This window comes from Enterobacter cloacae complex sp. ECL72, assembly GCF_019056635.1.
In the GTDB taxonomy this organism is placed as follows: Bacteria; Pseudomonadota; Gammaproteobacteria; order Enterobacterales; family Enterobacteriaceae; genus Enterobacter; species Enterobacter hormaechei_C.
The window spans coordinates 556216-570159 of the sequence record NZ_CP077659.1 but is presented as its reverse complement, the minus strand read 5'-3'; the positions used below and the strand labels follow the sequence as shown (position 1 = coordinate 570159).

General features: G+C 52.8%; 12 protein-coding genes. 3 read left to right on the top strand and 9 right to left on the bottom strand.

The annotated features are described in order from the left end of the window. Positions 1–46 precede the first annotated feature (46 nt). Positions 47–742 (top strand): 7-cyano-7-deazaguanine synthase QueC, encoded by a 696-nt coding sequence (gene queC, locus KTH07_RS02680; RefSeq protein ID WP_015571271.1) that lies wholly within the window; start codon positions 47–49, stop codon positions 740–742. A 62-nt stretch (positions 743–804) separates the two neighbouring features. On the opposite strand, the gene KTH07_RS02675 is transcribed toward queC, so the two are convergent. From KTH07_RS02675 to bolA, 9 genes are all read right to left on the bottom strand, one after another. Next, positions 805–1203 (bottom strand): YbgC/FadM family acyl-CoA thioesterase, encoded by a 399-nt coding sequence (locus KTH07_RS02675; protein ID WP_015571272.1) that lies wholly within the window; start codon positions 1201–1203, stop codon positions 805–807. Positions 1204–1300: 97 nt separating this feature from the next. After that, entirely contained in the window at positions 1301–1681 is a 381-nt protein-coding gene (locus KTH07_RS02670) for a helix-hairpin-helix domain-containing protein (RefSeq protein WP_015571273.1), read from the bottom strand. Between the two features lie 148 nt (positions 1682–1829). Next, positions 1830–3701 (bottom strand): peptidylprolyl isomerase, encoded by a 1872-nt coding sequence (gene ppiD / locus KTH07_RS02665; RefSeq protein ID WP_015571274.1) that lies wholly within the window; start codon positions 3699–3701, stop codon positions 1830–1832. A 212-nt stretch (positions 3702–3913) separates the two neighbouring features. After that, positions 3914–4186 carry a nucleoid-associated protein HU-beta gene (gene hupB, locus KTH07_RS02660; protein ID WP_002444653.1) on the bottom strand — a complete coding sequence of 91 codons (273 nt, stop codon included), beginning with the start codon at positions 4184–4186 and terminating at the stop codon, positions 3914–3916. A 210-nt stretch (positions 4187–4396) separates the two neighbouring features. Next, complete coding sequence (gene lon / locus KTH07_RS02655; RefSeq protein ID WP_014882775.1) at positions 4397–6751, bottom strand: endopeptidase La; 2355 nt, start codon at positions 6749–6751, stop codon at positions 4397–4399. A 184-nt stretch (positions 6752–6935) separates the two neighbouring features. After that, positions 6936–8210, bottom strand: coding sequence for an ATP-dependent protease ATP-binding subunit ClpX (gene clpX, locus KTH07_RS02650; RefSeq protein ID WP_015571275.1), 1275 nt, complete (start codon positions 8208–8210; stop codon positions 6936–6938). 127 nt (positions 8211–8337) lie between these two features. Continuing rightward, a complete protein-coding gene (gene clpP / locus KTH07_RS02645; RefSeq protein WP_006809880.1) occupies positions 8338–8961 on the bottom strand; it encodes an ATP-dependent Clp endopeptidase proteolytic subunit ClpP in 624 nt (207 codons plus the stop codon). 260 nt (positions 8962–9221) lie between these two features. Beyond that, positions 9222–10520: a trigger factor gene (gene tig / locus KTH07_RS02640; protein ID WP_015571277.1), complete on the bottom strand. Its 1299-nt coding sequence runs from the start codon at positions 10518–10520 to the stop codon at positions 9222–9224. Positions 10521–10851: 331 nt separating this feature from the next. Then, positions 10852–11169 carry a transcriptional regulator BolA gene (gene bolA / locus KTH07_RS02635; RefSeq protein ID WP_003859051.1) on the bottom strand — a complete coding sequence of 106 codons (318 nt, stop codon included), beginning with the start codon at positions 11167–11169 and terminating at the stop codon, positions 10852–10854. A 303-nt stretch (positions 11170–11472) separates the two neighbouring features. Here bolA and KTH07_RS02630 point away from each other — a divergent pair, with 303 nt between their 5' ends. Beyond that, complete coding sequence (locus tag KTH07_RS02630) at positions 11473–12051, top strand: lipoprotein (RefSeq protein WP_003859052.1); 579 nt, start codon at positions 11473–11475, stop codon at positions 12049–12051. Between the two features lie 45 nt (positions 12052–12096). Then, positions 12097–13572: a muropeptide MFS transporter AmpG gene (gene ampG / locus KTH07_RS02625; RefSeq protein WP_017383190.1), complete on the top strand. Its 1476-nt coding sequence runs from the start codon at positions 12097–12099 to the stop codon at positions 13570–13572. The last annotated feature ends 372 nt before the right edge of the window (positions 13573–13944 follow it).

Here is a 13944-nt window from a genome sequence, read left to right as displayed (position 1 = left end):
GCCAGGCGTTAACATGACGCTTTTACTGTAACTGTCGAGATGATCTATGAAACGTGCCGTCGTCGTGTTCAGCGGAGGACAAGATTCCACCACCTGCCTGATTCAGGCGCTTCACCAGTATGATGAAGTGCACTGCGTCACTTTTGATTATGGTCAGCGTCATCGCGCTGAAATCGATGTCGCTCGTGAACTGGCCCTCAAACTGGGCGCCCGCGCTCATAAAGTGCTGGACGTGACGCTGTTAAATGAACTGGCCGTCAGCAGCCTCACCCGCGACAGCATTCCGGTGCCTGATTACGAACCGGATGCCAGCGGCATTCCGAACACCTTCGTACCGGGCCGCAACATTCTCTTCCTGACCCTGACGGCGATCTATGCCTACCAGGTGAAAGCCGAAGCGGTGATCACGGGCGTATGTGAGACCGACTTCTCTGGCTACCCGGACTGCCGGGATGAATTCGTGAAAGCACTCAATCACGCTGTCGATCTGGGAATGGCAAAAGAGACCCGCTTCGAAACGCCGCTGATGTGGCTGGATAAGGCTGAAACCTGGGCCCTGGCCGACTACTGGGGCAAGCTGGATGTTGTTCGCAACGAGACCCTGACCTGCTACAACGGCATTAAAGGGGACGGCTGCGGGCAGTGTGCCGCCTGTAACCTGCGCGCGAACGGTCTGAATCATTATTTTGCGGATAAAGCGGGCGTGATGGCCGCGATGCAGAAAAAGACCGGGCTGAAATAAGGGCTACCTGACCGTGCTGTCGAACGGTAAGTGTCGACAGCACAGTTATCCCTGAACATTTCTTACGCGATCATCAGCTCCAGCTTTTCGCGCAACTCCCCTTCCAGCGGCAACGCTTTCTGGGTTTTGAGATCGATACAGACAAAGGTGATCAGCGCATCGGCCACCACCTGCCCTTCTGGCTCCAGCATAACGACCTGGCTCAATACACCACTTTTGCCATTCAGTTGTTGGACCTCACTGGTCACGGTGAGCACATCCCCCAGCACAGCCGGGCGGCGGTAGTTAATGTTGATATTGACGACCACAAACGCGATGTTGTGTGCGGTCAGCCACTGGAAGCTTTCGCTGTTCTCCAGGCCGTCCCAGCGCGCCTCTTCAAGAAATTCAAGGTAGCGGGCGTTATTGACGTGCTGGTAAACATCGAGGTGATAACCACGGACTTTGATTTGTGTCTGCATAGCGCAATAGCCTTACGTTGTTATAGGTTCAGAGGTCATAACTGGTATGACCTCTTTATCCTGGCAAATTTTTGCCGCAGTGCAAGTGATTACGCGATTACAGCGTCAGGTGTGCGAGATTGCGCTCAACCAGCGCGCTGCCCATACCCGGCACCTGCTTGAGATCGTCAAGGGTTTTGAAAGGGCCATACTCTTCACGATAGCTGACGATGGCCTGCGCTTTTTTTAGACCCACGCCATTCATAACGCGGGCAAGATCGTCCGCAGAGGCAGTATTGATACTGACCCGCGTACCCTCGTCCTCAATGGCTTTCGTGCTGACCGTCGCGTTGGCTTTAACATGACCTTGTAACGTTGCATCGGCCTGGTTTTGTGCGGCCTGCGCTTTAACCGAGGGGGACGCCGCCAGCGCGCCCGCACTCATCCCGGAAGTGGCAATAGCCAGTGTAATTAACAGTGCTTTGATTCCACATTTCATGCTGTTTTCTCCTTGTTTGTTGACAGCCACGCCACGATAACCGCACGGGAAAACAGGGACAAACAACAGATTGCAGAAATGGAAAAGGCCGCGAAAGCGGCCTTTAGTTTTTGCAGAGCGTTACGAAAATCTGCGAGCAGATACGTAATTATTGCTCCTGAGTGACCACATCACCCAGTTTGATTTTGGCTTCTTTACGCAGGTTGCTCATCATCGCTTCGAAAGCAATCTGGGCATTGTTCTGGGTAATTCCCTGAACCATGGCCTTCTTCTGCGCGTCTGGCAGCGTACCGGCTTTTACTTCATCCAGCGCCAGAAGCACCACATTACCCTGCATATCGGTCGTGGTACCATAGACAGGTTTGTCTTTCGCCGGCAGGCTCAGGCCAAACGCCGCCTGGCTGACAGGATCCTGACCGGTACGGCTCAGCGTTTTTGCTTCGCCAAAGCTCAGGCCAGCCGCTTTCAGCGCATCGTTCTTACCGGCTTTCAGATCGGCCAGAATTTTCTCTGCATCCAGTTTTGCCTGCTGTGCCGCTTTGTTGTGTTTGACCAGCGCCACCACCTGATCTTTCACTTCCGCCAGGGGCTTCACTGCCTCGGCTTTGTGCTCGCTGACGCGCAGTACGAACGCTCGGTCACCGTCAACGGTAATGATGTCTGAGTTGCTGCCCGGCGTACCGTTCTCACCGACCAGACCACCATTGAAAATGGCATCTGAAACTGGTTTGAAGTTCAGTTCTTCCGGCAGGTTTTCGTGGCTGAACCAGCCCGTCTCAACCGCTTTAACGCCAGCAGCCTGCTCAGCACCCGCCAGTGATTCATTGTCGTTGCTTGCGGCATCGCTCACTTTCTGTTGCAGAGCATAGAAGGCGTCCAGCGCTTTCTCCTGCTTCACTTTCGCAGCGATATCATCACGAACGTCAGCCAGCGGCTTGGTTTTCGCCGCCACAATATCGTCCAGACGCGCCACCAGGAAACCAACGGAGGATTTGATTACACCAGACAGTTGGCCTTTCTCTTTCAGGCCTGCATTTTTCAGCTCGTCCGGGGTAGTGGACTCTTCCAGCCAGCCCATATCACCGCCGTTTTTGGCAGAAATAATGTCGGTGGATTTTGCTTTCGCTAAGGTGGCGAAATCAGCGCCTTTGTTCAGCTCGTCCAGCACGGCTTTCGCTTCTGCTTCCGTTTTGGTCTGGATCACGCTGTAACGGTTACGCTGCGGCTGAGTGAACTGATCCTGATGCTGGTCGTAATAAGACTGGATCTCGGCGTCAGTCGCGTTTTCCTGCATCGCAGCTGCATCCAGCTTGATATAGCTTACGCGGAACTGTTCCGGAGAGATGAAGTTGTTCTTGTTTTGCTCGTAGTAAGCATTAACTTCAGCGTCGCTAACCTGCTGTTTCGCTGCCAGTGCGTTGACATCAATCGTCGCTTCACGCACCACGCGTTGCTGCGCCACCAGTGCCGCCAGCTCTTCAGTTTCGCCTTTCAGCATGAAATCGGTGCCCACCACCGCGTTGATCAGCTGTTGCGTGGTCAACTGGTTACGCAGCGCCTGAGCGTACTGGTCAGCCGTCATACCCATCTGGTTAACAATGCTGTTGTAACGCGCGTTGTCGAACTTTCCATTAGACTGGAAAGCCTGCGTCGAGAAGATGGCTTTTTTAACCTGCTCATCGCTGATGCCCAGACCCAGGCTTTTCGCGTACTGATCCAGCAGCGCTTCGTCGATAAGGCGGTTCAGCGTCTGCTGACGCAGGTTTTTCATATAGCCTTCGTTGGCTGCAAGTTCAGAGTATTGGTCGCCCAGCTGTTGCTGCATGCGGTTACGTTCACCAGCAAAAGCGTTCTCGAACTGCCCACGGCTAATTTCCTGGCCATTCACTTTTGCGGCGTAGTTCGCGCCACCGCCGATGAGGTAACTACTCACACCGGTCAATATGAACGACACGATAATGATACCGAAAATAATCTTGAGCACGAGACTGTTAGCAGCCGTGCGTAAGCTGTCCATCATGGTGTAACAACACTCCGCTGTAGGTGACTGGTTACCTGACGCTGACGGAAAATCCTGACCGTCGCGCGTAAAGGCGTATTGTGACAAGAAAACAGGGCAATTGTCAGCCCACAACTCGCATAAACTCGCACAAATCAGGTCTGGACAAACAAAAAAGGCACATCAAACGATGCGCCCTTGTACTTTTCAGCTTCCCTGGAGCGGGAAAGCAATCAGTTTACTGCGTCTTTCAGCGCTTTACCTGCACGGAAACCCGGCACTTTAGCGGCAGCAATGGTGATCTCTTTACCGGTCTGAGGGTTGCGGCCAGTACGGGCTGCACGCTCTTTAACCGCAAAAGTACCGAAGCCTACCAGTGCAACGTCGTCCCCAGCTTGCAGAGATTCAGTAACAGAAGCAATTAAAGCATCTAAAGCACGTCCCGCTGCAGCTTTAGAAATATCAGCACCCGCAGCAATTTTGTCAATCAGTTGAGATTTATTCACTGTTCTCTTCCTCTCTTTATAATTTATATCGCACCTGAATCCTTCACAGCGCGACCGCGCAGCAGTTATATCAGTCCTGCTATGACCTTACAACACCCGTTGTTGATGGCTAACCCAATCAGCAATCTAAATTAGCTATACAAAAAAAGGCTGGCAAGTACGAAATGACTTACCAGCCTTGTTTTTATTGGCGCTCTTTGCGCGAGGTCACTATTTTGCGGTTACAACCTGCATTCCGGACGGTTCATTTTGCAGTGCGAGAGTCAGAACTTCCTCAATGCGTTTCACCGGATGGATCTGCAAATCGGCAATAACGTTGTCCGGAATCTCTTCCAGATCGCGTTTATTTTCGTAAGGGATCAATACGGTTTTGATCCCACCGCGGTGTGCCGCCAGCAGTTTTTCTTTTAACCCGCCGATAGGCAGTACCTGACCACGCAGCGTAATTTCACCGGTCATGGCCACATCAGCACGAACCGGGTTCCCTGTCAGGCAGGAAACCAGCGCCGTACACATGGCAATACCCGCGCTTGGGCCATCTTTCGGCGTCGCCCCTTCCGGAACGTGAACGTGAATGTCGCGTTTTTCGTAGAAATCCGGGTTGATACCCAGTTTTTCCGCACGCGCGCGCACCACGGTCAGCGCCGCCTGGATGGACTCCTGCATCACTTCACCCAGTGAACCGGTGTAGGTCAGCTTGCCTTTGCCCGGGACACAGGCGGTTTCGATGGTCAGCAGATCGCCGCCCACTTCCGTCCATGCCAGACCGGTCACCTGACCAACGCGGTTTTCGTTGTCCGCACGACCGTAGTCGAAGCGCTGAACGCCAAGGTAAGCATGCAGATTGTCGCCGTTAATCACAATGTGCTTCAGGCTCTTATCCAGCAGCAGCTGTTTCACCGCCTTACGGCACAGCTTAGAGATCTCACGCTCGAGGCTACGAACGCCCGCTTCACGGGTGTAATAGCGAATGATGCCAATAATCGCGCTGTCCTCGACGGTCAGCTCGTTGGCTTTCAGCGCGTTACGCTCAATCTGTTTCGGCAGCAGGTGCTGCTTAGCAATGTTCAGCTTCTCATCTTCGGTATAACCGGAGAGACGGATCACTTCCATACGGTCCAGCAGCGGGGCCGGAATGTTCATGGAGTTGGAGGTCGCCACGAACATCACATCGCTCAGGTCGTAGTCCACTTCCAGGTAGTGATCGCTGAACGCCACGTTCTGTTCTGGATCAAGCACTTCCAGCAGCGCCGACGCCGGATCGCCACGCATGTCCGAAGACATTTTGTCGATCTCATCGAGCAGGAACAGCGGGTTTTTAACTCCCACTTTCGCCATCTTCTGGATCAGCTTGCCCGGCATAGAACCGATGTAGGTACGGCGGTGACCGCGGATTTCCGCTTCATCGCGTACGCCGCCCAGCGCCATACGGATATACTTACGTCCGGTCGCTTTGGCGATGGACTGGCCCAGAGAGGTTTTACCCACGCCTGGAGGCCCTACCAGGCACAGAATTGGACCTTTGATTTTGTTCACACGGCTCTGTACCGCGAGGTACTCAAGAATGCGGTCTTTCACGCGTTCCAGGCCGTAGTGGTCGGTATCGAGGATTTCCTGCGCCTGACGCAGGTCTTTTTTGACCTTGCTGCGGGCATTCCACGGAACCTGCACCATCCACTCAATATAGCCGCGCACGACGGTCGCCTCTGCCGACATCGGAGACATCATTTTCAGCTTCTGCAACTCAGCTTCGGCTTTCTCTTTCGCCTCTTTCGGCATCTTCGCCGCGTCGATCTTACGCTTCAGCGCTTCGTTTTCATCCGGCGCATCGTCCATCTCGCCGAGCTCTTTCTGAATGGCTTTCATTTGCTCGTTCAGATAGTACTCACGCTGCGATTTTTCCATCTGCTTTTTGACGCGGTTGCGAATGCGCTTCTCAACCTGGAGCAGATCGATCTCAGACTCCATCATCGCCATCAGGTATTCCAGACGTTCGTTAACGTCGGACATTTCCAGCACGGACTGTTTGTCAGCAAGCTTCAGCGGCATGTGCGCAGCGATGGTATCCGCCAGACGTGCAGGATCGTCGATGCTGTTCAGCGACGTCAGCACTTCAGGTGGGATTTTCTTATTCAGCTTGATGTAGCCTTCGAACTGGCTGATCGCGGTGCGTACCAGCACTTCCTGTTCGCGCTCATCAAGTTCCGGTGAATCAAGGTACTCTGCCTTCGCAGAGAAGTGCTCGCCATCGTCTGACAGAGTGGTAATACGCGCACGCTGTAAGCCTTCCACCAGCACCTTCACGGTGCCGTCTGGCAGCTTCAGCATCTGCAAAATAGAGGCCACGGTCCCGACGGTGAAAAGATCGTTTACACCCGGCTCATCCGTTGATGCTTCCTTCTGCGCGACCAACATGATTTTTTTATCATGATCCATGGCGGCTTCGAGGCAACGGATAGATTTTTCCCGCCCTACAAATAAGGGTATGACCATGTGCGGATAAACCACCACATCGCGCAACGGCAATACGGGGATTTCAATGCGTTCAGAACGCTCAGGATTCATAGAGCTCTCTCTTAGTTTAGTGTCCGCCAGGTAAACTGGTCATGTAACTGTGCTTCACACAACCATTAACATGTAATCCAGTATATGGGGATGTTTCCCATACATTCAACGCCATGAATACGGAAAAAGTAAAGGGGAGATAAAATCCCCCCTTTTTGATTAACTGATTGTATGAAATGGTGAATTATTCGCCAGATGCCTGCTGCGCTTCCGGTTTACCGTAAATCAGTAACGGCTTGGACTGGCCACCAATGACGGACTCGTCGATCACGACTTTTTCAACGTCTTCCATAGAAGGAAGATCGTACATCGTGTCGAGCAATGCTGCTTCTACGATAGAACGCAGGCCACGGGCACCGGTTTTACGCGCCATCGCTTTCTTGGCAATCGCGTCCAGTGCTTCGTCACGGAATTCCAGCTCAACGCCTTCCAGATTAAACAGCGCCTGATACTGCTTGGTCAGCGCGTTTTTCGGCTCTTTCAGGATCTGAATCAGCGCGTCTTCGCTCAGTTCGTTCAGGGTCGCCACAACCGGCAGACGGCCGATAAATTCCGGAATCAAACCGAATTTGATCAGATCTTCCGGTTCAACCTGCGCCAGCAGCTGGCCTTCGTTTGGTTTTTCAGACGTGGCTTTCACCGTTGCGCCAAAACCAATGCCGGAGCCGGTTTCCACACGGTGAGAGATCACTTTATCCAGGCCTGCAAACGCACCACCACAGATAAACAGGATCTTGGAGGTATCAACCTGCAAGAATTCCTGCTGCGGATGTTTACGTCCACCCTGCGGTGGAACAGCCGCAACCGTACCTTCAATCAGCTTCAGCAGCGCCTGCTGCACGCCCTCGCCCGAGACGTCACGAGTGATCGACGGGTTGTCTGATTTACGGGAGATTTTGTCGATCTCATCGATATAGACGATCCCGCGCTGGGCTTTCTGTACGTCGTAATCGCACTTCTGGAGCAGCTTCTGGATAATATTTTCAACGTCTTCACCCACATAACCGGCTTCGGTCAGGGTGGTGGCATCCGCCATGGTGAACGGAACATCCAGCAGGCGCGCCAGCGTTTCCGCCAGCAGGGTTTTACCAGAACCCGTAGGCCCGATCAGCAGAATGTTACTTTTGCCCAGCTCTACGCCATTGCTGGTATCGCCGTTACGCAGACGTTTGTAGTGGTTGTATACCGCCACCGCCAGCACTTTTTTCGCCTGCTCCTGACCAATGACATAGTCGTCCAGGTGGTGGCGAATCTCGTGTGGCGTTGGTAACGCGCTGCGCTCACGGTGCGGCGCGACTTCTTTAATCTCTTCGCGAATGATGTCGTTACATAAATCGACGCATTCGTCGCAGATATACACGGACGGCCCGGCAATCAGTTTACGCACTTCATGCTGGCTTTTGCCGCAAAAAGAGCAGTACAGCAGTTTGCCCGAACCATCTTTGCGTTTATCTGTCATGAGTCCAAACCTCTTTTTAAGTTCTATGTGCCGCACATGACGACGCAAATGCCATTCTCAGACGCAAGCTGCTTACAGGCAACGTTCCGCCCTACCTTAGTATAGCGGCACACTCGCGTCGCGGGCATCAATTACGATGGGTCAAAATGGAGTCGACTAAGCCGTACTCAACTGCCTCTGGTGCAGAGAGGAAGCGATCGCGCTCGGTATCGCGCTCGATCTGCTCGAGAGGTTGACCCGTATGCTGCGCCATAAGTTCATTCATGCGCGCTTTTACTTTCAGAATTTCTCGGGCGTGGATTTCAATATCCGTCGCCTGGCCCTGGTAACCACCCAGCGGCTGGTGAATCATCACGCGGGAGTTAGGCAGGCAGAAACGCTTACCTTTCGCCCCTGCGGTTAACAGGAAAGCACCCATGGACGCCGCCTGCCCCATACAGATGGTGCTGACATCCGGCTTGATGAATTGCATGGTGTCATAAATTGACATGCCCGCCGTAATCACACCGCCTGGCGAGTTGATGTACAGGTAAATGTCTTTTTCCGGGTTTTCCGCTTCCAGGAACAGCATCTGCGCCACGATCAGGTTAGCCATATGGTCTTCCACCTGGCCGGTCAGAAAGATAACGCGTTCCTTGAGCAGACGGGAATAGATATCGAAAGAACGCTCACCGCGTGAGGTCTGTTCAATAACCATTGGCACCAGCGCCATATGGGGTGCAAAGTTATCTCGTTCGCCACTGTATGACATTTCCGTCTCCTGGTTCAAAATTGAAAACACCTGCTGTACTGATTGTAACCTTATGGACGGATTATCAGCCAGTCTCAATCATCGTGATTACATACTAATGGGGGTCGTCATGCCCTATTTCAAGCATAACAACGTTTTGTTGTAACGCTAACACTGAAAGGGCGTTTTAGCACCCTTCCAGGACTAAAGCTGTGATAAAAAAAACCCGTCGCCGGAGGGCAACGGGTTTTTTGTTCAAACTTTAAACCGTCGGGGCGAAATTACGCCTGCTGGTTCATCAGTTCGGTGAAAGAGGTCTCTTTTTCGGTCACTTTCGCTTTCGCCAGTACCGCTTCAACAGCCTGCTCTTCCAGTGCGACGTTGCGCATGTTGTCCATCAGCTCTTTGTTCTTACCGTAGAACTCGATCACTTCTGATGGGTCTTCGTATGCAGAAGCCATCTCTTCGATCAGGCCTTTCACACGCTCTTCGTCAGCTTTCAGCTCGTGGGTACGAATCACTTCGCCCAGCAGCAGGCCGACAACAACGCGACGTTTCGCTTGCTCTTCGAACAGCTCGCGTGGCAGTTCCATCGCTTGCTGCTGGTTGCCACCGAAGCGCTGTGCAGCCTGACGGCGCAGAACGTCGATTTCGCTGTCGATCAGGGCAGCAGGAACGTCGATGTCGTTCGCTTTCACCAGACCTTCAATCGCCTGAGACTTCACGCGGTTACGTACAGCGCCGTTCAGCTCGCGCTCCATGTTTTTACGCACTTCGGTACGCAGGCCCGCAACAGAACCATCTTCCACGCCGAAACGCTTGATGAATTCTTCAGTCAGTTCTGGCAGTTCGCGCTCTTCCACTTTCTTCAGGTTGATAACGAACTTCGCTGCTTTACCTTTCAGGTTTTCAGCGTGGTATTCTTCAGGGAAGGTCACGTCAATGGTGAACTCTTCGCCCGCTTTGTGGCCTTTGATACCGTCTTCGAAGCCTGGGATCATACGACCCTGGCCCATCGCCAGTACGAAGTCAGACGCTTTACCGCCTTCGAACTCTTCGCCGTCTACAGAACCGGTGAAGTCGATGGTTACGCGGTCTTCCGCGTCAACAGCGCCTTCTTTCTCTTTCCAGTTCGCCTGCTGCTTGCGCAGGGTATCCAGCATGCCGTCAACGTCTTCGTCAGTCACGGAAACGATCGGTTTTTCAACTTCGATAGATTCCAGACCTTTCAGCTCAACTTCCGGGTACACTTCGAACTCTACGGAGTAGGTGAAGTCTTCGCCCTGCTTGTATTCACCTGGAACGTAGTTCGGCGCGCCGGCTGGATTGATTTTTTCTTTGATGATCGCGTCGATAAAGTTGCGGCTCATCAGTTCACCCAGCACATCTTGACGCACGGAAGCGCCATAACGCTGAGCAACAACATTCATTGGTACTTTGCCCTTGCGGAAGCCGTCAATACGTACTTTTTTTGCTACGTTGACCAGCTCGCTTTTCACAGCAGTTTCGATGCTGTCAGCAGCGATAGTAATCGTTACACGGCGGCCAAGGCCTTGAGTGGTTTCAACTGAAACTTGCATCTTGTTACCTCAAAAAAATCACAGTGCTCGGTCAACTCTGAATCTGTCTGTTATACCGGGATGCTCTCTTATGTGCAGATTCACATTCCCTGTCGCCAGAATCATCCCGAAGACATTCAATAAGACGCGGCATTATAGCGGCATCACTTAGGTGAGTCGAGAACGGTTGGAGCATGTTGCTGCGGCTTTTTTCACACTTTAAGGCTATTTTTAGCCTTAAAAACGCGCCATCCGCTCAAAACTCAGACAAAACAAAACGGCCTGAAGGCCGTTTTGACGAAATCTGTAAGCAACATACTGGAAAAACTCCGGCGGTTGCAAATCCGATTTATCAGGCGATGGTGCCTGCACCCCGACAAGGCGGTGATGCGAATACCGTATCCTGTAGCCCTTCCCATTCCTTAATGGTGTAGGTATGCAGCGCCAGCGCATGTACGGTTGTGGAGAGTTCTTCCGTCAAGGTGCTGTAGATCAAGCGGTGTCGGTTCAGGAAACGTTCTCCCGTGAAGCGATCGCTGACCAGAACCACTTTAAAGTGGCTTTCAGAACCTGCCGGCACGTTATGACGATAGCTTTCGTCGACAACTTCGAGAAACACAGGGTTGAACGCTGCCCTTAATTTTTCTTCTATCTGTTCACGTATCATCATGAAATCACTCCTCCGACAACGCTAAGGTGTCACCCATCCCTTTAAATATTAGCCGCTTTTACCGGTTCCATTACACCTTGACAACAAATATTTAGCTTTCGTCTGATTTTCTCATCCAAACGAATGAAGTTCACTATGAGGTTCATACGTTTTGTCACTTACAGGCAGAGAAAAGCGGAAAGGTGGTCAGTTTTCGGACAAGGCGATGAATTTACATGCGTTGACCACTTCCCCTGGCCGTTAGCGATGTTATGATGGCGGCAATTTTTCTCTCTTTGCTTACGATTCGTTGAGAACCCGAAAATGTTAAAAAAACTCTTCTTTCCGTTGGTAGCACTCTTTATGCTCGCCGGCTGCGCGACTCCGCCGACGACCATTGACGTTTCACCAAAAATTACCCTGCCTCAGCAGGATCCAAGCCTGATGGGCGTCACAGTCAGCATTAATGGCGCCGATCAGCGTCAGGACCAGGCGCTGGCGAAAGTGACTCGCGACAACCAGCAGGTCACGCTGACCGCCTCCCGCGACCTGCGCTTCCTGTTGCAGGAAGTGCTGGAAAAACAGATGACCTCCCGTGGCTACATGATTGGCCCAAGCGGCGCGGTTGATCTGCAAATCATCGTGAACAACCTGTACGCTGACGTCTCCCAGGGTAACGTTCGCTACAACATTGCGACCAAAGCCGATATCGCCATCATTGCTACCGCGAAGAACGGCAATAAAATGAACAAAAACTACCGTGCAAGCTATTCCGTTGAAGGCGCATTCCAGGCCTCCAACAAAAATATCGCTGACGCGGTTAACAGTGTGCTGACTGACACCATTGCCGACATGGCACAGGACACCAGCATTCACGACTTCATCAAGCAGAACGCCCGTTAATCCTGCTGACTGACCCGGTGCTTCACCGGGTCAGTTCATAAGAACATGTCCAGTCACTACTTACGTATTTTCCAGCAACCGAAATCAGCTATTCTGCTGATCCTTGGTTTCGCCTCCGGTTTACCCCTTGCGCTCACCTCCGGCACGTTACAGGCGTGGATGACGGTTGAGAACATCGATCTTAAAACCATTGGTTTCTTCTCGCTCGTCGGCCAGGCTTACGTCTTTAAGTTCCTGTGGTCGCCGGTGATGGATCGCTATACCCCACCGTTCCTCGGGCGCCGTCGCGGCTGGTTAGTGATGACGCAGGTGCTGCTGTTGCTGGCCATTGCCGCAATGGGTTTCCTTGAGCCGTCAACACAGCTGCGCTGGATGGCCGCGCTTGCGGTGGTCATCGCCTTCTGCTCCGCTTCGCAGGACATTGTTTTTGACGCCTGGAAGACGGACGTCCTGCCAGCAGAAGAGCGTGGCGCCGGTGCGGCAATCAGCGTGCTTGGCTACCGCCTGGGTATGCTGGTTTCCGGCGGGCTGGCCCTCTGGCTTGCCGACCGCTATCTCGGCTGGCAGGGAATGTACTGGCTGATGGCCGCTCTGCTGATCCCCTGCATTATTGCCACGCTATTCGCGCCTGAACCGAGCGATGTGATTCCGGTCCCCCGCTCGCTGGAGCAGGCCGTCGCCGCACCGCTCCGCGATTTCTTTGGTCGCAATAATGCCTGGCTGATCCTGCTGCTGATTGTCCTTTATAAGCTTGGCGACGCTTTCGCCATGAGTCTGACCACCACCTTCCTGATCCGCGGCGTCGGGTTTGATGCGGGCGAAGTCGGCGTGGTGAACAAAACCCTGGGGCTGTTTGCCACGATCGTCGGCGCGCTGTACGGCGGTGTATTGATGCAGCGCCTGACGCTGTTCCGCGCTCTGCTGATCTTCGGCATCCTTCAGGGCGCATCGAATGCCGGTTACTGGCTGCTGTCGATCACCGACAAGCATATGATCAGCATGGCGACGGCGGTATTCTTTGAAAACCTGTGTGGCGGTATGGGCACTGCGGCATTTGTCGCCCTGCTGATGACGCTGTGTAATAAGTCATTTTCCGCCACCCAATTTGCGCTACTGTCTGCCCTTTCTGCCGTCGGGCGCGTATACGTTGGCCCCGTCGCGGGCTGGTTTGTTGAAGCTCACGGCTGGCCGACGTTTTATCTCTTCTCGGTGGTGGCGGCGGTGCCGGGGATTTTATTGCTGCTGGTCTGTCGCCAGACGCTGGAATATACCCAGCGGACGGAACACTTCATGCCGCGCACGGAATATCAGGCTGCCTATCGGTTTGCCCTGCGTCTGCTGATGGCTGGTTGTCTTGCGCTGGTAGTGTGGCTCGCGGTACTCATCTTGAATGCGACGACCACCTTGTCGCTTCCGTTTGAAACCCAGCTGCTTGATGCAGGGGTGTTACTCGCCATCGTGGGTATCCTGACCGGTGGGATGCTGGATTTCATGTCATTGCGGAAAACGCAGATGACATGAAGTAAAAAGCGAAAGGTTATTTCCCGTTGTAATAACGACACGAAATTATAACGGCGAAATAACCGCCATCGGCAAAAAAAATATTTGTTGTTTTGTGCGGGATAGCATTCGGAAATTATTGGAGCTTATTTCGCTACGCTATTTTCCGTTAAACGATTCAGCATTCGAAAGATTGAATTTTCGTTTTTTAGTTGTCTTTTTATTGATAATTAATTGTTAATTATTTGTGTATTTTTCACAATGGTTATACCAATTGTCCCTTTTGCGGTATGCTGGGGCACCCTTTCGTTATAACGCCCGCTCCGTGCGGCTTCCCCCGGAAAACGCGACATAATTTGCAACACTTGTGACATGTGCGGCAGAACCCGGTAA